This window comes from Plesiocystis pacifica SIR-1 (assembly GCF_000170895.1).
Lineage (GTDB): Bacteria > Myxococcota_A > Polyangia > Nannocystales > Nannocystaceae > Plesiocystis > Plesiocystis pacifica.
Map to the genome: position 1 here is coordinate 17,053 of NZ_ABCS01000030.1, position 26,218 is coordinate 43,270.

Below are 26,218 nucleotides of genomic sequence, written 5' to 3' on the forward strand. Positions count from 1 at the left end.
GGTGGGGCTGCGGCGCAAGAAGACCTTCATGGTGTTCCGCGAGGCGGGCAAGCTCGGGCCCTACGACGAGCGGCCCATGCTGCCCGACGAGGTGCACCTGCAGATCTGCCTGAGCCGCAACGACCGGCCCCAGCCCTTTCACCTGATCTGCGCCAAGGACACCCTGGTGGTCTGCTTCGCCGGGCGGGGGCGGATTCACTTCTCGGGCACCTCGGTCCGCTACTTCTCCCTCGAGCCCGGGGACCACGTCTACGTGCCCGCGGGCGCGCCCACCCGGCTGATCCCCGACCCGGGCGAGCCCTGCGTGATCATGCGCTACAAGGCGCGCGAGCCCGGCCTCGAGGGCGTCGCGTGGATGTGCCCGACCTGCGAGCGCGAGCTCTACCGCCACGTCTTCGACACGGCCGCGAGCTCGCCCCAGGCTGGCTATCTCGCGGGCTGCGAGGCCTTCAACGCCGACCCCGAGCGCCGCGAGTGTCCGGCCTGCGGGACCGAGCACCCGCTCGTGGACCTCGACGGCTACCGCTGGCCCGAGCTCGCCGAGCAGCTCGAGGGTTGACTACTCGACCCCGAGCTCTGTTGCTTCGGCTTCGGCTTCAGCTTCAGCTTCAGCTTCAGCTTCAGCTTCAGCTTCAGCTTTGGCTTCGAGCTCGACCGAGGGCAGGTCGAGGGTGAAGCAGGTGCCCTCGCCGACGACCGTCTCCACGGTCAGCTCGCCGCCGTGGTCCTTGACGATGCCGTGGGACACCGCGAGCCCGAGCCCCGTGCCCTGGTCGCGCCCCTTGGTCGTGTAGAAGGGGTCGAAGATCCGCGGCAGGACCTGCGGAGGGATGCCGCCGCCCCAGTCCTCGACGAGGATCGAGACCCAGCCCGCGCGGGCCGAGTGCTCGACGCGGAGCTCGATGCGCTTGCGCTCGTCGTACTCGCCGAAGCGCTCGTTGAGGGCGTCGCGGGCGTTGGTGACCAGGTTCATGACCACCTGCTGGATCTGCTGGGAGCGGCACCGGACCTCGGGGACGTCGGTGCGGATCTGGACCTCGATGTCGATCTGATCGCTGCGCAAGAGCGTGCGGATCAGCGAGAGGGTGGCCTCGACGACGGCGGCGAGGTTGATGACCTCCTCGTCGGCGGCCTTCTCCTGGCGGGAGAAGGCGAGCAGGTTGCGGACGATGGTCGCGACCCGGTTGGCCTCGTAGTCGATCTCGCCGGCGAACTCGATGATGACCCTGGGCTCGGTGGGGTTGAGCTTGATCAGCTCGGCGTAGTTCATGATGCCCTGCATCGGGTTGTTGATCTCGTGGGCGACGCCGCTGGCGAGGGTGCCGAGGGACTCGAGGCGCTGTTGCTGGCGCAGCTGGGCCTCGAGGCTCTGGCGGTCGAGCTCGGCCCGGCGGCGGGCGGTGATGTCCGAGGCGACGACCACCACGTTGCGCCGGGTGAGCGCCGAGGCCGGCGCGTGGGGCAGGGGCCCGAGGGCCATGGGCGCGAGGCGGACGTTGAGCCAGCGGGCGTCGTGCTGGCGATCGTGATACTCGAGCTCGAGCTCGAGGCGCTCGCCCTGCTCGAGCACCTGGGTCACCGCGCCGCGCCAGCGCGCGCTCGACTCGGCGACCAGGACCTCGCCGCCGTGGTCGTCCGCGTCGACCTCGATCAGCCCGATCAGCGGCCCGGGGTGGTTGCGGAACACCACCCGGCCGCGCTCGTCGAGGAGCGCGATGAAGTCCGGGGCGCCGTCGACGAGGGAGCGCCAGCGGGCCTCGCTGCTGTGCAGGGCCGCGTAGAGCTGGGCGGTCTCGAGGAAGCGCGCGGCGTGGGCGGTGACCAGCTCGAGGGTCTCGACGGTGGTCTCGCTGAAGCCGTGGCTGGCGAGGTGGTTCTCGAGCAGCAGGGCGCCGAGGCGCCGCTCGTTGCGGATCAGGGGGACGGCGATCAGCGAGCGGGCGGCGGTGGTCTCGAGGTAGGGGTCGCCGGAGAAGCGGGGGTCGGCCCCGGCCTCGTCGAGGACCACGGGCTGGGCCGTGCGCAGGGCGAAGTGCAGCACGGTCCGCGGGGCCGCGGTCGGTTCGTCGCGCAGCGAGGGCGGGCTCGGGTTCAGCCGCACGGCGCCGACCTCCGCGGCGCTGGCGACCAGGCGCAGGTCGTCGTCGCGCTCGAGCACGACCAGGCCGCAGCTCGCCCCGGCGACGGTCAGCGCGGCGTCGAGGGTGCGCGAGACGACCTCCTCGAGGCGCAGGTCGTCGCCGATCGTGCCCACGGACGTGAGCACGTCGGCGTAGTCCATGGACCCGCTGCGGCTGCCCGAGCGCGAGGCCGTCGAGCTCCCCGACGCCGGCAGGCTCGCGCTCGAGTCCGAGATGCTGGCGAAGGGGTTGAGGGCGCCCGCCGTGCTCGCGCTGGGGGCCGACTCGGGCCAGCGCTCGCGCATGCGCCGGAGCTTGGCCTCGGCCCCCCACGCCGCGTAGGCGGCGTAGGCCCGGCGCCGGGCCCCCTCGTTGAGGCTGAACACGGCCTCGTGCTCGAGGACCTCGGCGAGCTGCTCGGCGGCGAGGCCCTCGATCCACCGGCAGCCCCGGGCCTTCGCCTGGCGCCAGGCCGCGTCGAGCAGGGTGACGGCCGGCCCGGTCCGACCCCGGCAGGCCTGGCGCAGGCCCCGGGCGAGGTCGCGGTAGTGGCCGTAGTTGGAGCGCGAGCCCCAGGCCCAGCGCTCGAGCACCCGCAGGGCCCGGCGCGCGCGGGCTCGGGACTGGGGCGGCGTGGGCAGGCCCCGGAGCGTGCACAGGGAGTGGGCGAGGTCGAAGATCACCGCCCCCCGGGCGACGTACCAGGTGTTGAAGGCCACGGACTCGAGGGTGTCCATGGCCGGCGAGATCGTGGCCAGGGCGGCCTGCGGCTCGTCCATGATCAGCTCGACCATGGCGCGGAAGATCAGCCCCACGCACACGTTGGTCGGGGCGCCCCCGGCCGCGGCGATGGTCTCGGGGTCGAGGTTCCAGCTCGGCCCGAGGTCGGCCTCGTCGTCGAGGTCGAGGCCGCGCAGGGCCTGGCACAGCCCGCGCAGCAGCCACAGCTCCACGCGCATCTGGTTGGCGCAGCGCCGCCCGACCTCTTGGCCCGCGCGCAGGCACTGGCGCTCGAGCACGCGCAGGTGGGTCCCGAGCTCGAGCTGCATGTCGTTGCCGAAGCCGGCGAGGAAGCCCGCGGCGTTGAACTCTCCGGCCTCGAGGGCCCCGGGGTAGCCGTGGGCGAAGCGCTCGGTGACCTCGGCGAAGCTCCGGCTGCGGTGCAGGCTCAGCGAGCCGCTCACGCCCAGGACCTGGGCCTCGACGGCGCCGGTGGGCTCGCGCCGGGCCAGGTCGCGGGCGAGGTCCTGGAGCCGCGCCGCCGCGGCCACGCGCCCGAGCCGACCGCTGATGCCGATCGACAGGTCGCCGACGGCCAGGGCCGCGGTCGGGTGGTAGCCGCCGTCGAGGATCATCCGCGGGTGCAGGGCGACGAGGTAGAGGAAGAGCTTGGTGTCGGCGACGAAGGCCGGGTACTTGAGGGCCGAGACCAGGGCCGTGATCGCGCCAGCGCGTTGGTCGGTGCACGGCTCGAGGGCCAGCCAGGTCGCCGGCGAGGCCGCCCGGACCCGCCGCCAGGTGTAGAGCAGGTTGGCCACGACCCGGGGCTTGGACAGGCGCGTCGGGAGCCGCAGGCCCAGGCGCGCGAGCACGGCCCGGCCGAGCTCGAGGGCGTCCTGGTGGCGGGCGCTGATCCACAGCAGGCGCACCCGCCGGGCCGCGACCTCGCCGAGGTGGTGGCTGCTCAGGCGCCACTCGACGAGGCGCGAGTAGGCCTCGGTGGCCGCGCCTCGCTCGCCGCTGAGGGCCAGGGCGTAGGCGCGGTTCGAGTGCAGGCGAAAGCCGAGGGCGTAGTCTCGGTGGCGCTCGCCCTGCTCGGCGATCGCCGGGCGCCAGGGCTCGAGCAGGGCGCAGCCGTGGCCGAGGTAGCGCAGGGCCAGGTCGTGGGCGCCCGTGCCCAGGGCTCGCTGGCCCGCGCGCAGGTCGAGCGCCGCGAGCTCGCGGGCCTGGTCTTCGTCGAGGGCATCCGGCGCGCCGGCGTCGAGGTGATCGACGATCTCGAACAGGCGCGCGTCGGGGTCCGGGTTGGCGCGCAGCAGGCTCTGGCCCACGCGCCAGCGCAGGGCTCGACGGGTCGGGGCGTCGAGGCGTTCGCGGGCGGCCGCGCGGATGCTGTCGTGGGCGAAGCGCAGGCCCCGGCCGGCGTGGCCCAGCAGCCCGGCGGCCTCGGCCTCGAACAGCGCCTCGGTCACGGCCTCGCGCGTGCCCCCGGCGAGGGCGTGGACGAGGGCCGCGTCGAAGTCCGTGCCGATCACCGCGGCGTGGCTGAGCACGTCCTGGTGCGCGGGGCTGAGCCCGGCGACGCGGGTGCCGAGCAGGGCCCCGGCGTCGTCGGGCACGGGCGCCGCCTCGACCTGGGCGCGGGTCCACTGCCAGCGTCCGTCGGCCAGGCGCAGCCCGCCCTCAGCGATGAGCCGCTCGAGCAGCTCGGTCACGAACAGCGGCACGCCCCCGGTCTTGCGCTGGACCAGCCCCGCGAGGGCCTCGGCCTCGTCGACCCTGCCCAGGCACGCGCCGAGCAGGTCGACGACCCCACTGCTGTCGAGGCCACCCAGGCGCAGCGCGCTGGCGTGGGGCAGCCGCTCGAGGGTCTGACACAGCGCCTGGACGGGAGCGTCGACGGGGGGGGCGTCGCCGGCCTGCGAGCGCTCGCGCACGGTCAGCGCCAGCAGCACCGCGCCGTGCTCGTTGTGGGCCAGGCCGTCGAGGAGCTCGAGGCTCTCCCGGCCGGCATGGTGCGCGTCCTCGAGCACCATCACCAACAGCGCGTTGGCCCGGTCGACCAGCTCGAACACCCGCTCGACCGCGACCAGCAGCCGGTTCGCCGACTCCGTGGCGGCGAGGGGGGCCGGCGCGGGCTGAGGTCCGACGATCAGCGACAGGCGCGGGGCCAGCTCGGCGAGCACCGGGGCCAGGCCGCCGAGCCCGGCCGCGAGGCGCTGTCGCCAGCGCGTCAGCCGGACCTCGCTCTCGGTCAGGAACTGCTCGAAGAGCTGGTTGAGGGCCTGGGCGAGGGCCGGGTGGGGGACCTGGCCCTCGGCCTCGAAGCTGCCGCGCACGAAGTAGCCGCCGTGGCCGACGAGCTCGGTCTCGAGGCTCTGGGCCAGCTCCGACTTGCCGACCCCCGCGGGCCCGCGGATCACCACGAGCTTGCGCGCGCGCGCGCGGGCCACCGCGTCCAGGCTGCGCGCGAGCTTGGCCCGCTCGGACCGGCGCCCGTAGAGGGACTGCGGGACTCGCAAGGACGCGCTCTGGTCGTGGCGACCGAGCTCGAAGTCGGCGTCGTCGAGGCCGGCGCGGTGGCGCTCGCGGAGCTCGCGGAGATCGGCGGCCAGGCCCCGGGCGGACTGATAGCGCTGCTCTGGGGCCTTGGCGAGCAGCCGGGCGATCAGCCGAGACAGGCCCTCGGGGAGCTCGCGGCGCAGCGCTCGAGGGGGGTCGGGGACCCGCGCGAGGTGGGCGTGGATCAGCTCGAGGGGCGGGAGGTTCTCGAAGGGCAGGTGGCCCGTGAGCGCCTCGTAGAAGGTGACCCCGAGGGAGTAGAGGTCCGTGCGCGCGTCGACGCTCTGGCCCGTGCGCCCGGTCTGTTCGGGCGAGATGTAGGGCAAGCTGCCCAGGAACACCCCGCTGTCGTAGATGTGCCTGCGCTCGTGTTCGAGCAGGACCGAGATGCCAAAGTCCGCGAGCATCACGGCGCGGTCCCCCGCGTCGTGGGCGAGGCGCACGTTGATCGGCTTGATGTCGCCGTGGACGATGCGCGCGGCGTGGGTGCGGGCGAGGATGTCGGCGAGGGCCACGGCGACGTCGAAGAACACGTCGAGCTCGAGGGCCCCGCCCCGCTCGTGGCAGTAGTCGGCGAGGGTGGTGCCTGGGGCCCGATCGAAGATCAGGACCAGCTGGTCACCCACGCGCTGGAGCTCGCGCGCGCGCACGACCCCCTCGACCCCGAGGTCGCGTATGCGCTCGAACTCGAGCTGGACGCGGTACTCGTCGGCCTCGTCGGTGAGGTCGAAGACCTTGGCGATCACCGCGAGCCCGTCGCGCTCGGACACGGCCTCGTACACCCGAGAGTGGACGGACTCGCGTACCGAGCGAACCGTCCGATACTCTGCAAGCGGGACACCCATGGCGACCGACCTCCAAACTCTACCCTCATTCCTGGGGGCTTGGGAGTGACTCGACCGCTGGGTCGAGCGATTCGATTGCGTTTGAGTATCGTAGGCCTTCGCGTCAGCGCGATAATGCCCACGTTTTTGTCAACGGCCAACGGGCCGCCTCTGGGTGCCAAGTTGACCCCGGCCGCAGGTCTAGGGTTTCGGGGTGGTCCGAAACGGGCTCAGGGGCGGTCTGAGGCGTCTCTCTCGAGGGGTCGGTACGAATCAATGGATCCTTCTCATATTGTGACACTTCGAGAAGGGTGCTGAAAGCTAGCGCTCGCTGCGCCAGGCTGGAAGCGTGCAGTTTGGCTCGGGCGGGACATCGAGGGCGAAAAAACTCAACATTTTAATTTGAACACCGGCCCCTTGGCCTACACCTTTTCCTCTGATGGCTCGCGCACTACCCTCGACATTCCTCGCCCTCGTATTCCTCTCCATCCCCGCCGTATCCTCCGCCAGTCCGCTTTCCTTTCATGACATTGTCGGCCAGGGAAGCGGCGCCGAGGGCTGGGAGCGCGTCCCCTCTGCGCGCTACGCCGTGTGGCTGCAGGCCTTCCAGGACTCGCTCAGCGAGCCCCTGTTGCCCGCAGACATGGGGACGCTGCCCGCCCAGTCGCGCGGGCTCCCGGGTGTGGTCATCTTCGATTACGACAACGACGGGGACGAAGACATCTTCGTGACCAATGGCCCGGGCGGGGACAATGCGCTGCTTCAGAGCAATTTCGCGCAGTCCGGAGAATTGACATTCTCGGATCAGGCAGTTTCCGCAGGTGTGGCGACCACCGACATTGACGCGTCGGGTGCTTGCTTTGGCGACATCGACAACGACGGGGACGACGACCTGTTCGTAGTCGCGCACGAGGACCAGCACGTCATGTTCGAGAACAACGGCGACGGGACCTTCACCGACGTCACCACCGACGCGATCAGCGACGACAGCCTCAGCGGCACCTCGTGCTCCATGGCCGACATCGACAACGACGGCTACCTCGACGTCGTCGTCTCCCACGTGTGGGACCAGAACCTGCTGTTCGAGTGCTTTAGCCCGGGCTTCACCCTCAACCAGCCCACGGAGGTCTACCTCAACAACGGCAACAACACCTTCACGGAGGTGTCGGCGGCCTCGGGGCTGCTCGAGCTGGGCGGCGTACCCGACGGCGCCCAGGGGGCGAGCTGGGCGGTGGCCCTGGTCGACTACGACCTCGACGGCGACGTCGACGTGATGCAGGCCGACGACCAGTGCGCCTTCAACCCGGCGAGCGTGCCCGGGGGCTTCGACCGCGGCTTCAACCAGCTGTGGGAGAACGACGGCGCGGGCAACTTCACGGCCGTGACCGTAGAGGCCGGCCTGGCGATCCCCGGGGCGTGGATGGGCCTGTCCTACGCCGACTACGACCGCGACGGGAACCTCGACTTCTTCAGCACCAACATGGGCGACTGGTTCCCCGTCGACTTCGGCAACCTCGCCGGGGTCGGCTACGCGGTCTCGCGTCAGTTCTACGGCCAGGACGACGGCACCTTCGTCGACTCCGTGGGCCAGGACTTCATCACGACGCCCTTTGGCTGGGGCACCTCGTCCGAGGACTTCGACAACGACGGCGACCACGACGTCGTGTCCCTCGGGGCGCTGCACACCATCGTGACCCGGGAGGCGAGCAACACCGGCACGATCTTCATCAACGACGGCGACGGCCACTTCGACGTCACCGTCGACGCCCTCGGGACGGACCGGGCGCTGCGGGCCGACCACGGCGTCGCGGCCGGCGACCTCAACGGCGACGGCCTCGTCGACATCGTCACCGCCTCGGCCTCGGACGCCGACCCGAACGGGCCGATCCCCTTCATCAAGTACACCGACATCGGCCGGACCACGGGCTCGGTGTTCGACGAGTACGCCGGCTTTTGGCCGCTGATGTACGGCAACGGCGTGGACGGATTCGTGTGGGGCGGGCACACCCTGCCCAATGGGACCATCTCCATCGAGGTCAACGATACGGATACCGCGAACCAGTCTGTCAAGATCGATACCCTCGGGAGCTTTGGCATCACCGACGCCGGTGTGGTCAACCGCTCGGGCTTCGGAGCGGTGATTCGTTTCGAGCCCAAGTGGCAAAAGGCCGCGCTCAAGCCCGTCGTCGGCGGCTCGAGCCACAGCTCGCAGGACTCGGAGGTCCTGACCTTCGGGCTGGGGTCGGCCAACAAGGGCGTGGCCGAGGTGCTGTGGCCCGGCGGCGTGCGCAATCGCCTCTACGGCGTCAAAGCCGGGGAGCACATCGTGTTCCCGGAGATCCCCTGCAGCTACGACGACCAGAACATGAGCAAGTGGGCGTACTCCTGCTGCGTGTCGGAGTCGCTCTGGGATCTGCGCCAAGCTGGCGTGCTGACCAAGAAGATGGCCTTCCGCTTCTACAAGAGCGCGATCAAGGCCTGGCACAAGGCCCACTGAGGCGCGAAGCCGCGAGCGGGGCGAGGGGCGTGGAGCTCCTCGCCCTTTCTCGTTTCAGGTGAGCTCGGGGATGAGCTCGCCGGCCTCGTCGACGGTGGTGATCGGGCGGCCCGCGGGGCTGACGTGGACCTCGTCGGGGGCGACTCCGATGGCGGTGGTGACCGTGGCGAACAGGTCGGGGACGGTGACGGGGCGCTCGGCGATCTCCATGCCGTCGTCGGTGCTGCTGCCCACGACCTGGCCGGCGCGGATCGGGCCGCCGCCGAGGAGCGCGGAGCTGACCCGGGGGAAGTGGTTGCGGCCGCCCTTGCCGTTGAGCTTGGGCGTGCGCCCGAAGTCGCCGAGCCACACGAACACGGTCTCCGACCACAGGCCGTTGGCGATCAGGTCGTCGATGAGCGCCGAGGCGCCGCGGTCGAGGCTCCCGCTGAGGGTGCGGACGCGGTTGAAGTTGTCGTCGTGGGTGTCCCAGCCCTTCATGCCGACCTCGACGTAGTTGACCCCGGCCTCGAGCAGGCGCCGGGCCATGAGGCAGCCCGCGCCGAAGTCCTGGTCGCCGCCCCCACCAGTCACGCCGTAGCGCTCGCGGGTGGCCTGGCTCTCCTGGGCGAGCTCGAAGGCGGCGAGCTCCGTGGCCTTGGTCATGGTGATGGCGCGCTCGCCGATCGCCCGCGAGCCCTCGACCTGGGCCGAGCGGTGGTCGTCGGCGAAGTCGGCCTCGAGGGCGCGCCACAGCTCCATGCGCCGATCCCCGCGGGCCGCAGGCACGGCCGAGGGCGGCGCGAGGTTGCGGACCTCCTGGGTGGCCCTGGGCACGACGAAGGCCGAGTGCTGCGCCCCGAGGTAGCCGGGGCCCTGGCCGGGGTTGTTGATGGCCACGGCGCGGGGCAGGGCGAGGGCTCCGCCGAGCTTGGTCTCGTCGGCGAAGCGGGCCATGTGCGAGGCCAGCCCGGCGTGTTTGACCCCGCCCTGGGGCGAGAAGCCGGTGTGCATCAGGTAGCGGGCCCGGTCGTGGTTGCCCTCTTTGGCCGTCAGCGAGCGGACCAGGCTCAGCTGGTGCATGCGCGCGGCGAGCAGGGGCAGGTGCTCGGAGATGCGCAGGCCCGAGACGGAGGTCTTCACCGCCTTGAACTCCCCGCCGTTTTCGTGCTCGGGCTTGGGGTCGAAGGTGTCGATCTGGCTGGCGCCGCCGTGCATGTAGAGCACGACGATGCGCTTGGCGGGGCCGGTGCCGGTGCCGACGCCTTTGCCGGCGCGGGCCGAGCCCGAGCGCAGCAGCGCGGGGCTGGCAGCGAGGAGCCCGAGTCCGAGGCCGAGGCCGGAGCCGAGGCCGAAGCGAAGGAAGGAGCGGCGGTCGATGGTCATGGTCAGCTCGTTTTTTGGAGGTCGTGGGGGCGCAGCGGGCGTGCGGTCGCCGTCAGTGGTTCGAGCCGAACTCGCTCGAGTAGAGCATGGCGAACATCAGGTCTTCCCAGGCTTTGGTGTCGCCGCCTTCGCCGACGGCGTCGCGGCCGATCGCCAGCTCGGCGTCGGTGGGCGGGCGCCCGTAGACCGTCAGCCACAGCGCGCGCAGGCGGGCGTCGGTGTCCTCGCCCTCGGCGAGCAAGGTCGCCAGCGCGCCGCCTTTCCGCGCGACCACGCCCTGGTTGGTGAGGGCCCCGTTGAGCAGCAGCAGGGCCTGGGGCACGCTGCCCGTGAACGCGTCGGCGCTGGCCATCTCGTCGTCGCCGAACACGAACTCGAACTCCGACAGGGCCTTTTGCTTGCGCTGGCGGACGGCGGCCTTGAAGCCTCGGCCCTGGACCTGCTCGAGGCCCGTGGCGGTGATCACCGAGGCGAACAGGGGCTCGGCGGCGAGGGGGCGGACGGCGGCCTTGGCGAAGGCGCGCTCGCGGGCCGCGGCCTGCTCTTGCTCGAGCTCGCTCGCGGAGCTCAGCTGGTAGGCCTCGGACAGCACGATCGTGCGCACGAGGTGGCGCAGGTCGTGATCGTGGGCGCGGAAGTCCTCGGCGAGGGTAGCGAGCAGGGGCGGGACCTCGCTCTCGGACAGGAGGTCGTCCCAGGGCTCGACGATGCCGCGGCCGAACAGGTGGCTCCAGACCAGGCCGACGGTGGCCTCGGCGAAGCGCGGGTCGTCGACGATGGCGGCGGCGAGGCGCTGGCGTCGGTTGGCGCCGACGCTCGGGTCGTGGGGGGTCTGCTTGGCCTTCTTGGCTTGCTTGGCCTGCTTTTTGTTCTTCTTGCCCTTGCCCTTCTTGGGCTTGGCGGGGGCTTCGTCCATGCCCATGTCGCCGCCCATGGCCTCGGCGCGAGCCTCGACCTCTGCGTCGTCCACCGGCCCCCCGCGCGGGTCGGCGTCGACCGCCTCGGCGCCCATGAAGCGCGGCTTGACGGCCTGTTTGCGCGGATCATCCTCGGCCCCGAGGGCGACCCGCAGTTGGCCCGCGCCGCGCTCGTAGAGGTCGACGCCGATGGGCTTGGCGTCGCGGTCGATGGTCGCCGCGGTCCGACCAAAGTAGGCGGTCATCGCCCAGAAGTCGTCGCGGCTGAAGTCCATGACGTAGGGGTGGTCGTGGCACTGGGCGCACTCGATGCGCGCGCCGAGGAACACCCGCGAGCTCGTCGAGCTCAGCTGCGCCAGCGAGGTCTCGGGGTCGGCGTTGCGCGAGAGCATGGCCGCGATGTAGCCGGCCGCGGGGTTGTCCCTGGGCGAGCCGTCGGCGGTCAGCAGCGCGTCGACGACCTCGTGCCAGGGGCGGTTGGCCTCGATCGCCTCGGCCAGGTAGGTCTCGACGGGCTCTTGGCCGATGCGCTTGGCTCGCTTGTCGCCGGGGACCAGCAAGGTCGCCCAGTGGCCGGCCCAGTGCTCGGCGAACTCGGGGCTGGCCAGGAGCGCGTCGACCTTGTCGGCGCGCTTGTCCCGGGACGCGTCGGCGAGGAAGGCCTCGACCTCGGCGCGGGTCGGCACGCGGCCGATGAGGTCGAGGCTGAGCCGGCGCAGGTACTCGGCGTCGCTGGCAACGGCGACCGGCTCGACCTTCGCGCTGCGCCAGTGCTCGGCGAGGGCGGCGTCGAGCCGGCCGATGGAGGTTTGGGGCTCGCTCGACTCCGCGGAGTCGCCGGCTTCGGCTCCGCTGCCAGGGCCATCAGAACCGTCGGATTGGGAGGCACGGTTGGCGCAGGCGAAAACGCTCAGCGCGAGCACGGTGACGAGGAGGGAGGAGGGGAGCCGCGACACACCGCAGTTGTGCCACGGCGTGCCCGCCTCATCACGGGCCTTTGTCTTGGCTTGCGCGCTCGTTTACGCAGCCTTCACCGGAGCCGCAGCGACGGTTGGCTGGCTCACCAGACCTCGCAGACCTCGTCGGCGGGCGGGTGCATGGCCGAGCCCTCGCCGCAGCTGAACGCCTCCCAGAACCCGGGGAAGTGGGCCAAGGGGACGTTCACGCGGGTCTTGGGCGGCGAGTGCGGGTCGACGGTGGCGAGCAGCACGTCGATCTCGGGGGAGCTGACCGTGCACCAGCTCTGGGCGAAGCCGAGGAAGAACAGCTGCTGGTTGGTGAAGCCGTCCACGGCCGGCGCCTCGCCCTCGCCCTCGCCGAGCCACTTGTTGTAGGCCGCGTAGCTCTCCTTGATGCCGCCGAAGTCGGCGATGTTCTCGCCCAGGGTCAGCTCGCCGTTGACGTTGGTCCCGGGCTGGACCTCGATCGCCGAGTAGGTGTCGACGATGCACTGGGTCCGCTCGTCGAAGCGCTCGCTGACCGCGGGGGCCCACCACTCGCGCATGACCCCGTCGCCGTCGAACTTGCGCCCGCTGTCGTCGAAGCCGTGGGTCAGCTCGTGGCCCATGACCATGCCCATGGCGCCGAAGTTGAGGGCCGCGGGCCGCTCGCGGTTGAAAAAGGGCGGCTGGAGGATGCCGGCGGGGAACAGCATCTGGTTTTGCAGCGGGTTGTAGCCGGCGTTGACGATCGACGCGGGCCAGCTCCACTCGCGCTCGTCGACGGGCTTGCCGATCTTGGCCAGGGAGTAGCCGTTGCCCCAGGTCCGCGCGGCGACGGTGTCGGCGAAGTAGCTGCCGGAGAAGCTCAGGCCGTCGTAGGTCCGCCACTTCTCCGGGTAGCCGATCTTGTTCTCGATCTTCTCCATCTTGCCCACGGCGGCCCCGCGGGTCTCGTCGTCCATCCACTCGAGCTCGCCCAGGCCCGCCTCGAAGGCGGCCTCGACCCGCTGGATCATGTCGATGGCGATGTCCTTGCTGTCGCCGGCGAAGGTCTGCTCGATGAACTGCTCGCTGACCAGGTCTCCGACGGCGCCATTGGCCGCGCCGACGCAGCGCTCCCACCGGGGCTGGAGCTGCTTTTGACCCGTGAGCGCGCCGACGAACATGAAGTTGGTCTGCACGACCTCGTCGCTGAGGCTCCCGGCCAGGGAGCTGATCACGTTGAAGCGCAGGTAGTCCTTGACGGTCTCGAGGTCGGCGCTGGCCATGAGCGTGGGCAGGCCCTCGACGAACTCGGGGTTGCTGACGTTGATCAGGTCGACGTCCGGGGCGCCCACCGCCTTGAAGTAGGTCGCCCACGGCAGCTTCGAGCGCTCCTCGACGCCCTTGCGATCCCAGCGGTTGTAGACCGCCTTGGGGTCGCGCATCTGCTCCGGGGGCTTGTGCAGCTTGGCCAGCTCGGTCTCGAAGGCGACGATGCGCCCGGCCGCGGCCTCGGCCTGCTCGGGGGTGTAGCCGACGAAGGCGAGCATGCGCCCGACGTGGGCCTGGTAGGCCGGGAGGATCTGCTGCTTCTTGCCCTCGTCGAGGTAAAAGGAGCGATCGGGCAGGCCCGTGCCGCCCTGGCCCAGGTCGGTGATCTGCAGGTCGGGGTTCTCGAAGTCGAGGGACAGGCCGAAGCTGAAAAAGGCGCCGAGGCCGATGGTGCCGTCGAGCTCACCGACGAGCGCGAACAGCTGCTCTTGGCCCTTGGCGTCGAGGCTCTCGAGGGTGTCGATCTTGGCGAGGTAGGGTTCGAGGGGCTTGGTGCCGGCGGCGTTGATCGCCTCGACGTCCATGCACGCGGCGTAGTACTGGCCGGCGCGGCCCTTGTCGGCCTCGAGGATCGAGCGCAGGACCTCGTTGTTGCGCTGGGACAGCTCGCCGAAGCCGCGGCCCCAGCGGGGCTTGTCGTCGGGCAGCGGCGTGTTCTCGATCCAGCCGCCGCAGGCGAACTGGTAGAAGTCCTCGCAGGGGGTGGTGCTCAGGTCGAGCTGGGCGAGGACCTCTTCGCCGGCGGGGCTGGTGGCGCGGAGGTCTTCGGCGCTGAAGGTCGGGGGCGTGGAGGTGTTGCCAGCCTCGGCGTTGCCGCCAGGGGCCTGACACGCGAGCGCAGGCGCCAGGGCGAGGATGGTGGGGAGCGCGCGGTATGCCAGGAATGGTCGGCTGGAGTGGTTCATGCGCAGCTGCATGACAGCTGGGACCCGTCTGTCTCAGGGGGGAGTTCGAATTGCCCACCTGCGGCGGGGTGACGGATGTCACGTTTGTTCGTTTTGGGTGCGCGGGGGGCGTCTTCTTTGAGTGGGCGTTCTTTGAGAGACGGACAACATCAGGGCTCCGGCGGTGCACCGCGGCCTATTCGGCGGGCTCCTCCCCACTCCTGCGCTCGAGCCGAGCCACGGTGTCTGCTCTTCCAAGGACGTAGGCGGCTCGGTGCTCGTCGCAGGGACCCCTCCCGCCGAGCGGCCTGCTCGGGGCTCGCAAAACGAATGCTGGGGTCTCGAACGAGTTGCGCCGAAATCTAGACGCATGCAGCAGGGTCGAGCCACCCCCAATGTGCTTCACCCCCGCCAAAACATTTCCCCTCGCCGCCCCGTGACCGGAGCCGCAGCGAGCGAAGCGAGCGTGAGGTGGATGAATCGCGCGCAGCGAAGCGAGCACGATTCATCGTCGGGGCGGACGCTGTCGAGGTCCTCCCGATAGCACCTCATGGGGAAAACCAGCCTGTCCTCCAATCCGGGAAGCATGCAGCAGTGGTTGGACAACCTCGCCGCATGCAGCAGTGGCCGGACAACCTCGCCGCATGCAGCAGTGGCTGGACAACCTCGCCGCACGCAGTAGTGGCTGGAGAACCCCACCACATGCAGCAAGGATCGAAGAACCCCACCACACGCAGCCCAGCAGCGTCAGCCCTTCTTCACCCCCAACGCCTCCAGGTGATCATCCAGGTTCTGCACGATCCCTTGATAGGTCGCCGCCAACTCCAGCGCATTCGGCATGTCCGTCTCATAGCTCCGGTACGCCGCCCGCTTGGTCAGCTGAACCGCCAGGGGAGGGTTCGCAGCGATCACCCGAGCCCGCTCACGCGCGGTATCCATGAGGTCTTCGGCAGCGACGACTTCGTTGACCAGGCCGATGGCGAGGCCCTCCTCGGCCGTGACGATGCGTCCGGTGAGGATCAGCTCGAGCGCCCGGCTAAAGCCAATGACGCGGGTGAGGAAGTAGGCTCCGCCGTCGCCGGGCACCAGCCCAACCTTGACGAAGGTCGAGCCGAGCTTGGCCCCCGCTCGGGCGACCCGCAGATCGCACATGCACGCGAGGTCGAGGCCGGCCCCGATCGCGGCGCCGTTGATGGCGGCGATGATCGGCTTGTGGAACTCGGCGAAGCGGCGGGGGACGGCCTGGATGCCCCGGGCGTAGCGGGTGCGCAGCTCGGCCGGGTCGCCGGCGAACATGCCCGAGCGGGCGCGCATGGCCTTGATGTCGCCGCCGGCGTGGAAGGCCTTGCCCTCGCCGGTGAGGATCACGCAGCGGACCTCCGGGTCGGCGTCGGCGCGGTCGAGGGCGGCGACGAGGGACTCGCACATCTCGTCGCTGTAGGCGTTGCGGGCCTCCGGGCGATCGAGGGTGATGATCGCCAGGCGCTCGCTGGCTTCGGTGGTGTAGCGGATGTGGGTCAGGCCGGACATCGCCGGCATGATAGGCGCTGGACTCAGCCGGTGGCCTGGGTGTGCGCCCCGAGGTGCGGGACGTCGACGCCCGCCCGCGCCATGGCCCGCTCGGCCAGGGTCACGGCCTCGGTCAGCGAGGTGCAGACGGCGACTTGGGTGCGCACGGCCGGCATCATCTGGAGGAAAAAGCGCAGCAGGCCGCGGAGCATGGGCGAGCCCATGTAGTAGGCGGTGAAGCTCGGGGGCGCGTCGACGGGGCGCTCGTAGAGCTCGGCGTAGCGCTCGCGGGCGTCGCGGTTCCAGTCGAGGATGGCCCTGACGACGTTGCGCGGGGGCGTGGACGCGGCGGAGATGTCGTAGATGAGCGCGAAGGGTCGATTGCGCTCGAGGATCATGTCGACGTCGTCCATGATCCGCTGGGCCTGCTCCATGGTCGGCTCGCCGTCGACGCTGAGGATGATCAGCGGGTCGCGGCGCTCGTCCAGGGCGTACACCCGAGCAACATAGCAGCGAAAGCGCGGAGCGGTGTGCGCATTTGGGTCGCGAGCTAGTGCTCGTCTTCGCCCTCTTCGCTCTCCTCGGCCTTGACCGGCAGGTCGACCGCGATCTTTGCTCCTTCACCCGGCGCGGACTCGACCTGGATACTGCCGCCGAGCAGCTCTACGCGCTCATGCATCCCGCGCAGGCCCCGTCGTCGCTTGCGGCGGACCTCCTCGGGGTCGAAGCCGTCGCCGTCGTCGCGGATCGTGATGACGACTCGGTCGCTGCTTTCGCCCACGTCGACTCGGCGCAATCGAATGTCGACATGGCTGGCGTTTGCGTGGCGGGCGACGTTGGTCAGGCTCTCCTGCACGATGCGGTAGGCCGCGGTCTCGACCCCGGTGTCGACGCCGGCCAGGTCGAGGCCCTCGATCACGACCTCGATGGACACTCCGGTGCGCTCGGAGAAGTCGTCGCAGTGGCGCTCGACGGCTTTTCGCAGGCCCAGGTCGTCGAGCACGGCCGGGGCGAGGGCATCGACGACGCGGCGGATCTCCTCGAGGGTGGAGTCGACCAGGGCGGCCGTCCGCTCGGCGAGGGCGTGGGCGGGCTTGCCGGCCTCGACCATGGCGGCGAGCAGCTGAAGGTTGATGCGCACGGCCGTCAGGGCCTGGCCGGCGGAGTCGTGGAGCTCGCGGGACAGGGAGCGGCGCTCGGCCTCCTGCAGGGCGACGGCGCGGCCCGAGAGCTCGCGCAGGCGCTGCTCCTTGTCGCGGACCTCGTCGAGGGCCTCGGACAGCTGCGAGGAGCGCTCGACGACCTGGGCCTCGAGGGTGGCGTTGAGGTGCTCGAGGGCCGCCCGGGAGCCGGCGATCTGGGTCTCGGCCTCGAGGATCGCCTTGAGCGGCAGGCCGTACATCACGCCCGCGAGCACGGCCCCGAGGGCGGCGAAGCCGAGCAGCAAGAGCAGGGCCTGGCGCTCGACCTCGACGGGCGTGACCCCGACCCAGACCTGGCCCGACTCGCCGTGGGGGCCGATCGGCGCCGAGTACCACAGCAGGTCGATGTCGTCGGTCTTGGCCGGCGGCAGGCCCAGGTCGAGGAGGTGGCCGTCTTGGTCGGTGAGCTCGACGCGGACGATGCTCTGGTGCGCGGCCTGGAGGTTGAGGTGGCGGACGAGCTTCGAGGCGTCGTAGCGCCACAAGATGGGGCGCTGCTGGGCCTCTTCTTCGATGAGGTCGGCGACCAGCTCCGCGCTCGCCTCGGCCCGGATGCTGATCGAGTACACGCCCATGACCATGTAGGCCAAGGGCGCGGCGACGGTGACCACGATGAACAGGAAGAAGGCCAGCGGCCCCAGCCGCGCGGCGAGGTGGCGGCCGAGGTCGACGGGCGGCGAGGCCTCGCGCTCGGGGGTCTCAGCCATCGGCGCCGGTCTCCGTTTCGGTCTCGGTCTCGGTCTCGGTCTCGGTCTCGGTCTCTATCTCGGTCTCCTCGACTGCGCGGGGCTGTGGCTGTGGCCTGGGAGGCGGCGGCGGGCCGACCTGGCGCAGCTGGGCGAAGATCGAGTGCTCCGGCGGATCGGCCGGCACGTAGCCGCTGTCGCGGATCAGCTGCTGCCCCTCGCGGGAGAACACGAAGGCGATGAACTGCATGGCGAGGGGGTCGGGCTCGCGGCTGTTCCCGGGCACGACGAAGGCCAGGTCCTTGGTCAGCGGGTAGTCGCCGCTGCGCACGGCCTCCTCCGTGGGCCGGATGCCCTCGAACTCGAGGGTCGCCAGGGGCAGCTCCTGGATGGTCGCGAGGCCCTGGTCGAACAACCCGATCGCGCCCGGCGTCGACAGCAGGGCCTCTTGCATGGCCCGGTCGTGGAGCAGGACCCGCCAGCGGTTGGCCTCCCGCGACTCCGCGTCGGCCTGGGCGAAGGCGGGGATGGCCTTGCCGACCGCGCCGTGGCTCGAGTCCCCCTCTTCGCGCTGGAGCACGGTCACGGGGGTGCCGTCGGACCAGTGGGTGCGGTGGCCGAGGTAGTAGTCGATGAGCGCCTCGCGGTCGACGGAGCGCACCGCGACCGTGGGGTTGGCGGCCACGACCACGGCGACGCGGGCGTAGGGGATCACGTCGAGCTCGAGGGCTCGCTCGCGCTCGCGCAGGGGTCGGGAGATGAGCCCGATCTCGACGGCCTGGTCGTCGGTCGCCCGGACCCCGCCGCTGCTGCCGATGCTCTCGTGCACGCGCACGCGCAGCCACGGCCGGGTGGCCACGAAGGCGTCGGCGAGGGCGCGGGTCAACGGCAGGTTGCTGCCCGAGCCGGCCAGGCGCAGGAAGTGCCTCGGCTTGGGCGCGGGCTCGGGCGCCTCTCGGGGACCGATCTTCTCGGCCGTCAGGAAGGGGGGCGGGGGCGCGTGCTCGACCCAGCGGACCAGGGCCACGGCGGTGATCAGGACCAGGGCCGCGCCGCTGAGCGAGAGCGACCAGCCGAGCACCCGGGCCCGACGCCAGCGCGAGGGCGGCCCGGGGCGGCTCGGCTCGGCGGATGGCGGCGCGCTCGTCATTCGTGGCGAGTGTAGCGTCCCCGTCGCGGCTCGGGTCTGGGTGGATCCACTCTAGCGCTGCCGTGGCCCCGGCTTCCCGAACAGCTCCGGGCGATCGAGGGCCAGGTGCGCGATCGCTTCGCCGACCGTGGTCGCGCGCCGCGGGGGCTCGAGGGCGGCGACGGCCTCGGCCAGCTCGGGGGTGATCGGGTGCACGCGCCACGGGGCGTCGGGGCGGGCGCTGGCCGGGTCCCCGTGGCGCGGGAGCTCGTAGTCGACGGCCTCGATCGCCGCGCTCATGGTCGAGAAGCGGGCCAGGGTGCGGTCGTCGAGCCAGACCTCCGCGCCGCCGCGCTTGCCCCGGGGTCGCAGCTCGAAGCGGCGCAGGCCTCCGTCGCGGCCGTGAAAGTGCAGCAGCATCCCGTGCACGCCCAGGGACAGCCACGCGTTCGCGGAGATCGCCGCGGCCTCGCGGCTGTGGGCGAGGGTCAGCGGGTCGAAGGCCTGGAGCCGGCGGCTCAGCTCCGCGAGGGTCAAGGGCGCCTCGTCGCGGTCGTCGTCGATGGGGATCATCGGCGCGCCTTCGTTGGTCTCGGCGTCTGCGGCCTCGTCCTCCCGGGCTTCGCGGACCTTGCTCGGCCCGGCCTCGAGGGTCGCCGTGGTCACCAGGTCGAGGTCCGAGAGGTCGACGAAGTCGAGCACCAGGCAGGTCTCGGCGTCGGGGCTCAGGCGCATGCCTCGGCCGACGCACTGCAGGTAGAGGGCCTCCGAGCGCGTCGGTCGGACCATGGCGATGGCGCTCACGCCCGGGTCGTCGAAGCCCTCGGTCAACACGCCGACGTTGGTCAGGACCCGAAAATCCCCGGCGCGGAAGCGGCTCAGGGCCCGCTCGCGGGCGGGCTTGGGCATCTCGCCGTGGACGATCGCCGCGCGCACGCCCAGGCGGTTGAGGGCGGCGCTGAGGTGCTCGGCGTGGCGAACCCCGACACAAAAGGCGATCGTCCGGCGATCGCGGCACAGCTCCATGATGCTGCGGGCGACGAGCTGGTTGCGGGCCTCGACGTTGACCGCCTCTTCGAGGGCTTCGGGGTCAAAGTCGCCGGCGTCGAGCTCGGCGCCGAACGAGGTCCCGCCGAGCACCGGCACGTCCTCCAGGCTGACCTTCGTCTCGATGCGCAGCCCCTCGAGCGGTCGCAGGTAGCCCGCCGCGATCATGTCGCTCAGGCTGCGCTCGGTGACGATCTCCTGGAACACCTCGCCCAGGGCCCGACCGTCGGCGCGCCGGGTCGTCGCCGTGAACCCGACCAGGGTCCCCGGCCAGCGCTCGCCAAACACTCCGATGCGCGCGAGCACCTCGCGGTTGGACTCGGCGACGGCGTGGTGGCACTCGTCGTAGATCACCAGGCCGATCTGGCGGCCGGCGAGCACCCGGCCGATGCGCTCGGCGTGCAGCGAGCGGATCGACGCGACGATGACCTTCGCGCTCGAGCTGGCCCGCTGCTCGCCGCGCTCGATCTCCACCCGCCGTTCGTCGCCGTGGCGGCGCAGGGCCGCCTCGATCTTGGCCTTGGCCTGGGTCAGCAGCTCGTCGCGGTGGGCGAGGACCAGGACCTCGCGCCGGGCCAGGCGGATCAGCTCCGAGAAGATCACCGTCTTGCCCGCGCCCGTCGGCAGGGCCACGAGCATGCGCCGCAGGCCTCGCTTGCGGCCCTCGATGACCGCGCGCACGGCCTCGACCTGGTAGTCGCGGAGCTTCATTCGCCGACGTGGACGGCTACTCGCAGTGGTCGGCGCCTGCGAAGGTCGGATCGGTGCGCGTCTGGGCGTCGAAGTCGAGGCCGACCTCGGCGTGCAGGGCCGCCGCGGGCAGGTCCGCACACGCGGCGCCGTGCAGGTCGCCGGCGCCGGCGTCGACGAACCACGAACCCGGCGCGTCGTCGGCGACGTTGTCGGACAGGTCCGCCGTGGCCCCGTCGCGGGCGCGGATCATCTTGTTGGTCAGGTTGCCGTGCACGCGCAAGTTCGCGGTCACGCCCCAGCGGTACTCGATCCCGCTCGAGTAGGCCTCGGGGTGGCTGAAGTACACGCTGTTGTGGGCGACGAGGGTGTCGATCGAGCGCTCGACGATGATGCCCACGTCGTGCTCGCCCCCGCCGGGGAAGCTCGAGAAGATCATGTTGTTGGTGATCACCCCGCCGTGGACCTCGGCGACCAGGCCCAGGCCGATGCCCCGGGCGCAGTCGAGGATGTGGTTGCGGGTCAGCGTGTGGCCCGTGCCCGGGGCGCTGTCCCACATGTGGATCGCGTGCTCGGCCAGGCCGCCGGTGTAGGTCATGTTGTCGCGCAGCTCGGGGAACTTGCCGTGGGCCGGGCGCTCGACCCCGTCGGCGTCGCAGTAGATGCCCTCGAAGGTGCTGTCGTGCACGTTCCAGTTCGTCGCCTCGTGGGTGTCGATGCCGCCGGTGTAGCAGGTCGTGTTGCCGTTTTGAGACCCGTAGCCCCACACGTTGTCGCGGCCCTCGGGGCTCATCCAAAAGCGCGAGCACGAGACCTCGACGTTGTCGATGGCGTCGCCGCCGCTGGACTTGAGGAACTGCTGCCCGCCGTCGACGAGCTCGAGCTCGTGGAGCAGCACGTCGTCGGCGTTGGCCCACAGGTGGACGAGGTGGAAGATGCTCCGGCGCAGGCCGATGCCCGCGACCGCGACCCCGGGGGCGTCGATGGTGAGCACCGCGCTCTGGCCCCCGTGGCTGCGGTAGTTGGAGTCGAGGATCACCGCCGCCGGGTCGCCGCTGACCGAGCGGATCGTGATGTTGGGGGTGGTCACGTAGACGCCGGTGTACTGGCCCTCGCCGGCCTCGTCGAAGGTGTAGACCCCGTCCTCGAGCCAGATCGTGTCGCCCTCGTTGGCGCTCGAGACCACCGAGCGCAGGGTCGTCTCGCTGCCGTCGACGATCACCTTGCCCTCGGGGCCCGGGGCGACCATGACGTCGGCCCCATCTCGGGGCGGGAGCTCGACCTCTTCGCAGGCGCTGGGCGGGGGCGGGGGCTCGCCCGTCTCCGAGCTCGTGTCGGCGGTCGAGTCCGTGCTGGTCTCGCCCGCAGTCTCCGTCTCGCCCATGCTCGTCGAGCCGTCCTCGGAGTCGGTGCTGCCGTCCTCCGAGGTGCCCGTCGTCGAGTCCGCGTCGGTCTCGCTGCCGATCTCGTCCGCGCCGTCGTCGGCGCTCGGCTCGGTGCAGGCGAAGAGGAGGCAGGCGCAAGGCAAGAGCAGCTGGGCCGGGAGGGAAAGGCAACGCATGGCGGGAGCCTAACAAGCCTGCGCGTTGTGCGGGTATTTCGAGGCGATAGGGGTTGAAATATACATTGAGCTCGAAATGTGGCACCATATGCAAAGCGCATATTGCGCAATTTTGTCGGGCAAGTTTGTCGGGACAGTTACCGTCGATGACCACCGGCCCCATCATCCCCGAGACGTCGTTCCACCCGCGACCCACCGGCTGGTACGCCGTCGCCACCTCGGCGGAGCTTCGGCCAGGATGTGTGCAATCGAAGGAGCTTTTTTCGCAGCGATTCGCGGTCTTTCGGAGCGAGGCCGGGGTCGCGTCGGTGCTCGGGGCGACCTGCCCTCACCTGGGCGCCGACCTGTCGCGGGGCCGCGTGTGCGGGGAGCACCTGCGCTGCCCCTTCCACGGCTTCGAGTTCGATCGCGCGGGTCGCTGCGCGGCGATCCCCTCGGAAGGTCGGCCGCCCCCGCGGGCGCAGACCCGCAGCTTGCCGGTGCGCGAGCGCGAGGGGCTGATCCTCGCGTGGTGGGACGAGCACGGGCGGGCGCCGAGCTGGGAGCCGGCGGCGCTCGAGACCCAGGGCTGGTCGACCCTCCACACCCGCCGCTTCGAGCTGCGCGCGCACCCGCTGTCGACGAGCGAGAACAGCGTCGACCTGGCTCACTTCAGCTCGGTCCACGGCTTCGAAGCGCTCGAGGTGCTCGAGCCTGCTCGCGCCGAGGGTCCCTACTTGAGCGCGCGCTACCGCTTCGTGCATCGCTTCGCGCGCCTGCCCGTGGAGAACCTGTTCCGCGTGCACCTGTGGGGCCTGGGCTACTCCCTGGTCGAGAACCTGACCCCCAGCCTCGGCTTGGCTACGCGGCTGTGGGTGCTGGCCACGCCCACGCGGCCGGGGCACATGGAGCTGCGGGTCGGGACCTCGACGCGCACGCGCCTGGCCGTCGTCGAGGGCGGCGAGCAGTCGCCGTGGTCTCCGGCGATCCGCGGGCGCTCGCTGGGTCGGGCGACGACGGAGCTGATCGCACGCTTCGCCCTGCGGACCCTCGCGGCCGACGTCAGCGCAGACTTCGACATCTGGTCGCACCGCACCCACGTCGAGCGCCCGGCCCTGGCCAAGGGCGACGGGGCCATCGCGCTCTACCGCCGCTGGGCCCGACAGTTCGACGTGTCTCCCGAGCCCCCCGCGAACCCTGGCCCGACCCTCCACACCTTGCGAGCCAGAGCATGACCATCACTCCGAGCTGGTACTTCATCGGTCTGGCCCGCGACGCGCGAGTCGGGGCGGCGCCTCGGCAGAGCGTCGTGGCCGATCGCCTGTTGACGCTGCGGCGCGGGCAAGACGGCGAGGCTCGGGCCGAGCTCGCCGGCGTGTCCCTGCCCGTGTGCGAGTACGGCCCCACCTTGCTCGCGTGGCTGGGCGGGGGCGAGCCGCGCTTTTCGGTGCCGAGCTTCAGCTGCGCGGGCTGGCTGCCGATGCGCTGGTTCCACGTCGACCTGCACACGCGCCCGGAGCTGGTCATGCGCGACCTCGCCGACATCGAGCACTTCGAGACCGTGCACGGCTACGCGCAGATCGAGGTCGAGCAAGCGCTGGCCTACGAGGGCTCGGCGTGCACGATGAAGATGGCCTTTGGCTGGGACGTGGGCTTCGCCGGGCTGTACATCCCCTCGCGCCTGCGCAGCCGCGTCGACGGCCTCGGCGTGCAGCGGACCGAGGTCGAGTCCCTCGGCGGCCGCCTGACCAGCCGCCACCTCGTCATGCCCACGCCGCGCCTGGGCGGGGTGACGCGGGTGCACGCGGGCTACAGCGTCCGGCTCACGGACGAGGGCCCGCTCGCGCGCGCCGAGGCCGAGGTGCTGCTGCGCTACCTCGGCCGCTCCTACCGCCGCGATCTCGAGCGCGACGCCCAGCTGTGGCGGGGCGAGAGCAGCCACCGGCCCACGCGGCGGCAGGCCATGGACGACTACCAGCGCTGGGTCGACTCGCTCGGCCAGGCTTCGGCCCAGGCGAGGGCTTCGTGACGACGGTCCGCAGCGAGCTGCCCATCGAGCTCGGCCTCGACGAAGCCTGGGCGCTGTTGACCGACTTTCGCGGGTGGTCGAGCTGGAACCCCTTCGTGGTCGGCGTGTCCGGGGCTCCCCGCCCCTCGCCGGGGGCTCGGGTGCACCTCGACATTCGCTGGGCCGACGGCTCGGGCACGCGGGCCGTCGACGAGATCACCGAGGTCGTCGAGCGGGGCACGCGACGCAGCTTCCGGTGGTCTTACCGGGGCGGTCTGCAGCGCGCCGGGTTGCTCCGGGTCGAGCGCGTCCTCGTGCTCGAGCAGACGGGTGCAGGCCGCTGCCGCTACCTGTCCGAAGAGCGCTTTTTCGGCCCCCTCGCGCCGGTCGTGCCGCTGGCCAAGATCCGCGAGAGCTCCGACCGCATGGCGGCAGCGTTCGCGGGGGCTTGCGCGCGTCAGGCCGAGCAGACCGAGCCTGTCGGTGAGGCGCCCTCCGGCTGCCCCTTCTCGGGCGCGTCGACGTCGAGCGGGCCTCGCTTTGGCGCCGAGCCGCCCATGGTCTCCGGCGCCTTGCCGCTCCTGGGGCACATGGCCGAGTTTCGCAGCCAGCACCGCGCCCTGTTCGAGCGCGGCCAACGAGAGCACGGGCCGGTGTTCGCCGTGGCCCTCGGCCCGTGGCGCTGCGCGGTCGTCTCGGGGCCCGAGGCCAACGCCGTGTTCTACGGCCGCACCGATCACGAGCTATTGACCGAGGGCCCCTACGCCTACCTGCGCAAGATGTTTGGGCGCGTGGGCCTGACCCAGACGCCCAAGGACTACGTGGCCGAGCGCCACATCCTGCGCGCGCCCTTCAAGGCTCGGCTCATGGAGGGCAACCTCGGCGTCATCGACGAGGTCGTGCTCCGGTTCATCGACGGCCTCGACGACGCGGGCGAGTTCGACCTGGTCCCGACCGTCGAGGGGCTGCTCCAGGAGATCTCAGCGCGCGTGCTCATGGGCGAGGACTTCCACGCCCGCATGGACGCCGAGTTTTGGGCGCTCTACGGGGACCTGGCCGCGGGCCTCGACCAGGCGCTGCCGCCGTGGTTGCCCCTGCCTCGCTTCATCCGCCGGGACATCGCCCGGGCGCGGCTGCATCGCAAGCTCGGCGCGCTCATCGAGGAGCGGCGGGAGCTGTCCCGCCAAGGTCGGCAGCCCGAGGACCTGCTCCAAGCTCTCGTCGACGCGCGCTTGGAAGACGGCAGCGTCCTGCCCGTCGAGCGGGTCGTCGACTACGTCCTCGCCCTCGTGTTCGCGGGCTTCGAGACGACCACCGGGCACGCGGCTTGGGGGGTGATCTTGCTGCTGCAGCATCGGGTCCACCTCGAGCGCATCCGCGGACAGGTCGACGTTGCCCTCGAGGGGGTCGAGCGCATCGATCGCAAGGCGCTCGCGACCCTCGCTCCCGTCCGCGATGCCCTCCGCGAGACCGAGCGGATCATGCCTGTTGCCGACCGCCATGTTCGTCAGGCCGACGCTCCCGTCGAGATCGGCGGCTACACGATTCCCGCTGGTTGGCTGCTCATGTCTGGCGTCGCCCTGACCCATCGCATGCCCGAGCTCTACGCGGAGCCCGAGGTCTACGACCCGCAGCGCTTTGAGCGGGGCGAAGGGAAGGGCAAGTTCACGCTCGTGGGCTTTGGTGGGGGGAGCCACCGCTGCACGGGGGTGACCTTGGCCTACAACGAGATGACGATCTTGCTCGCTCGCTTGGTTCAGCGTCTCGAGCTCGAGCTGGTCGCGCCGAAGGTTCCGGAGATCGCTGACACCATGGGGGTGCTTGGGCCGGAGCCGACGCGGGTTGGGTATCGGCGGAGGGTTTCGTCTGGGTTTGGTGAGGGGGGTCGGCTCTGATGGAGAGCGGGCACGGGTCAAGGGGGTCGAATCCCCCGCTGTCGCCTGACGGCATGGGCTGTTTTGGTCTCCGTCGTCGCGGGTTGATGCGGGGGCTCAGGTTTCCCTGACCGCTTTGGCGGCTCCTTGCGCTGGGGGATCCGACCCCCTTGCCCCTTTTGTGCCCGTCATGGTGGGGGGATCGGTGGCTCCGACTCGAGAGACCGCCGAACGCCTCGAAGCAGGTTTCCAAACTGCACCTCGTCCGGAGCGAACACGGACGGGACTCTATTGTCCGGTATCAGAGTCGCCTCCGTAGCACGCGCATCCCGGACTCGTGTTGCAGTTGTTGTTGACGGGGATGCACGAGTCGCCACAAGGTTTGGAGT

15 protein-coding genes are annotated in these 26,218 nt (G+C 71.0%); 5 read left to right on the forward strand and 10 right to left on the reverse strand.

The genetic code is table 11. From position 1 onward, the window contains the following. Nucleotide 1: 1 nt before the first annotated feature. Nucleotides 2-559, forward strand: coding sequence for a cupin domain-containing protein (locus PPSIR1_RS17015; RefSeq protein ID WP_006972339.1), 558 nt, complete (start codon nt 2-4; stop codon nt 557-559). Here PPSIR1_RS17015 and PPSIR1_RS17020 read toward each other — a convergent pair whose 3' ends face one another. Beyond that, nucleotides 560-6,247 carry a trifunctional serine/threonine-protein kinase/ATP-binding protein/sensor histidine kinase gene (locus PPSIR1_RS17020; RefSeq protein ID WP_086001416.1) on the reverse strand — a complete coding sequence of 1,896 codons (5,688 nt, stop codon included), beginning with the start codon at nt 6,245-6,247 and terminating at the stop codon, nt 560-562. 622 nt (nt 6,248-6,869) lie between these two features. On the opposite strand from PPSIR1_RS17020, the gene PPSIR1_RS17025 reads away from it, so the two are divergent. Then, complete coding sequence (locus PPSIR1_RS17025; protein ID WP_232296497.1) at nt 6,870-8,723, forward strand: FG-GAP repeat domain-containing protein; 1,854 nt, start codon at nt 6,870-6,872, stop codon at nt 8,721-8,723. 54 nt (nt 8,724-8,777) lie between these two features. Here PPSIR1_RS17025 and PPSIR1_RS17030 read toward each other — a convergent pair whose 3' ends face one another. The 9 genes from PPSIR1_RS17030 to PPSIR1_RS43000 all read right to left on the reverse strand — a co-directional run bounded on the left by PPSIR1_RS17030 (nt 8,778) and on the right by PPSIR1_RS43000 (nt 21,968). Then, a complete protein-coding gene (locus PPSIR1_RS17030) occupies nt 8,778-10,088 on the reverse strand; it encodes a DUF1501 domain-containing protein (RefSeq protein ID WP_006972342.1) in 1,311 nt (436 codons plus the stop codon). A gap of 52 nt (nt 10,089-10,140) precedes the next feature. Further along, nucleotides 10,141-11,961 carry a DUF1549 domain-containing protein gene (locus PPSIR1_RS17035; protein WP_006972343.1) on the reverse strand — a complete coding sequence of 607 codons (1,821 nt, stop codon included), beginning with the start codon at nt 11,959-11,961 and terminating at the stop codon, nt 10,141-10,143. Nucleotides 11,962-12,065: 104 nt separating this feature from the next. Next, nucleotides 12,066-14,165, reverse strand: coding sequence for a M13 family metallopeptidase (locus PPSIR1_RS17040; RefSeq protein WP_198154529.1), 2,100 nt, complete (start codon nt 14,163-14,165; stop codon nt 12,066-12,068). A 726-nt stretch (nt 14,166-14,891) separates the two neighbouring features. Beyond that, nucleotides 14,892-15,674, reverse strand: coding sequence for an enoyl-CoA hydratase-related protein (locus PPSIR1_RS17045; protein WP_045116203.1), 783 nt, complete (start codon nt 15,672-15,674; stop codon nt 14,892-14,894). A 23-nt stretch (nt 15,675-15,697) separates the two neighbouring features. Further along, on the reverse strand, nt 15,698-16,150 hold the full coding sequence (locus tag PPSIR1_RS17050; RefSeq protein WP_006972346.1) for a hypothetical protein: 453 nt from the start codon (nt 16,148-16,150) through the stop codon (nt 15,698-15,700). Nucleotides 16,151-16,203: 53 nt separating this feature from the next. Then, a complete protein-coding gene (locus PPSIR1_RS42995; RefSeq protein ID WP_006972347.1) occupies nt 16,204-17,562 on the reverse strand; it encodes a sensor histidine kinase in 1,359 nt (452 codons plus the stop codon). Next, complete coding sequence (locus tag PPSIR1_RS17060; protein WP_086001419.1) at nt 17,555-18,691, reverse strand: PstS family phosphate ABC transporter substrate-binding protein; 1,137 nt, start codon at nt 18,689-18,691, stop codon at nt 17,555-17,557. Before PPSIR1_RS17060 ends, PPSIR1_RS42995 begins: the two co-directional genes overlap by 8 nt. 51 nt (nt 18,692-18,742) lie before the next feature. Next, nucleotides 18,743-20,428, reverse strand: coding sequence for a DEAD/DEAH box helicase (locus tag PPSIR1_RS17065; RefSeq protein WP_006972349.1), 1,686 nt, complete (start codon nt 20,426-20,428; stop codon nt 18,743-18,745). A 16-nt stretch (nt 20,429-20,444) separates the two neighbouring features. Next, nucleotides 20,445-21,968, reverse strand: a complete 1,524-nt coding sequence (locus tag PPSIR1_RS43000) for a right-handed parallel beta-helix repeat-containing protein (RefSeq protein ID WP_006972350.1) — start codon at nt 21,966-21,968, stop codon at nt 20,445-20,447. 146 nt (nt 21,969-22,114) lie between these two features. Between PPSIR1_RS43000 and PPSIR1_RS17075 the strand changes: the two genes are divergently transcribed. Genes PPSIR1_RS17075 through PPSIR1_RS17085 form a run of 3 tightly spaced genes read left to right on the forward strand, consistent with a single transcriptional unit; the run spans nt 22,115 to nt 25,850 of the window. Next, complete coding sequence (locus PPSIR1_RS17075; RefSeq protein ID WP_086001420.1) at nt 22,115-23,182, forward strand: Rieske 2Fe-2S domain-containing protein; 1,068 nt, start codon at nt 22,115-22,117, stop codon at nt 23,180-23,182. Next, on the forward strand, nt 23,179-23,976 hold the full coding sequence (locus PPSIR1_RS17080) for a hypothetical protein (protein ID WP_006972352.1): 798 nt from the start codon (nt 23,179-23,181) through the stop codon (nt 23,974-23,976). The genes PPSIR1_RS17075 and PPSIR1_RS17080 overlap by 4 nt, the downstream gene beginning before the upstream one ends. Continuing rightward, nucleotides 23,973-25,850 (forward strand): cytochrome P450, encoded by a 1,878-nt coding sequence (locus PPSIR1_RS17085; protein WP_006972353.1) that lies wholly within the window; start codon nt 23,973-23,975, stop codon nt 25,848-25,850. Before PPSIR1_RS17080 ends, PPSIR1_RS17085 begins: the two co-directional genes overlap by 4 nt. The last annotated feature ends 368 nt before the right edge of the window (nt 25,851-26,218 follow it).

Coding starts and splice junctions, on each gene's coding strand:
- PPSIR1_RS17020 (WP_086001416.1), bottom strand. CDS start 6,247: ATGGGTGTCCCGCTTGCAGAGTATCGGACGGTTCGCTCGGTACGCGAG.
- PPSIR1_RS17025 (WP_232296497.1), top strand. CDS start 6,870: ATGGGGACGCTGCCCGCCCAGTCGCGCGGGCTCCCGGGTGTGGTCATC.
- PPSIR1_RS17030 (WP_006972342.1), bottom strand. CDS start 10,088: ATGACCATCGACCGCCGCTCCTTCCTTCGCTTCGGCCTCGGCTCCGGC.
- PPSIR1_RS17040 (WP_198154529.1), bottom strand. CDS start 14,165: ATGAACCACTCCAGCCGACCATTCCTGGCATACCGCGCGCTCCCCACC.
- PPSIR1_RS17045 (WP_045116203.1), bottom strand. CDS start 15,674: ATGTCCGGCCTGACCCACATCCGCTACACCACCGAAGCCAGCGAGCGC.
- PPSIR1_RS42995 (WP_006972347.1), bottom strand. CDS start 17,562: ATGGCTGAGACCCCCGAGCGCGAGGCCTCGCCGCCCGTCGACCTCGGC.
- PPSIR1_RS17060 (WP_086001419.1), bottom strand. CDS start 18,691: ATGACGAGCGCGCCGCCATCCGCCGAGCCGAGCCGCCCCGGGCCGCCC.
- PPSIR1_RS17065 (WP_006972349.1), bottom strand. CDS start 20,428: ATGAAGCTCCGCGACTACCAGGTCGAGGCCGTGCGCGCGGTCATCGAG.
- PPSIR1_RS43000 (WP_006972350.1), bottom strand. CDS start 21,968: ATGCGTTGCCTTTCCCTCCCGGCCCAGCTGCTCTTGCCTTGCGCCTGC.
- PPSIR1_RS17075 (WP_086001420.1), top strand. CDS start 22,115: ATGACCACCGGCCCCATCATCCCCGAGACGTCGTTCCACCCGCGACCC.
- PPSIR1_RS17080 (WP_006972352.1), top strand. CDS start 23,179: ATGACCATCACTCCGAGCTGGTACTTCATCGGTCTGGCCCGCGACGCG.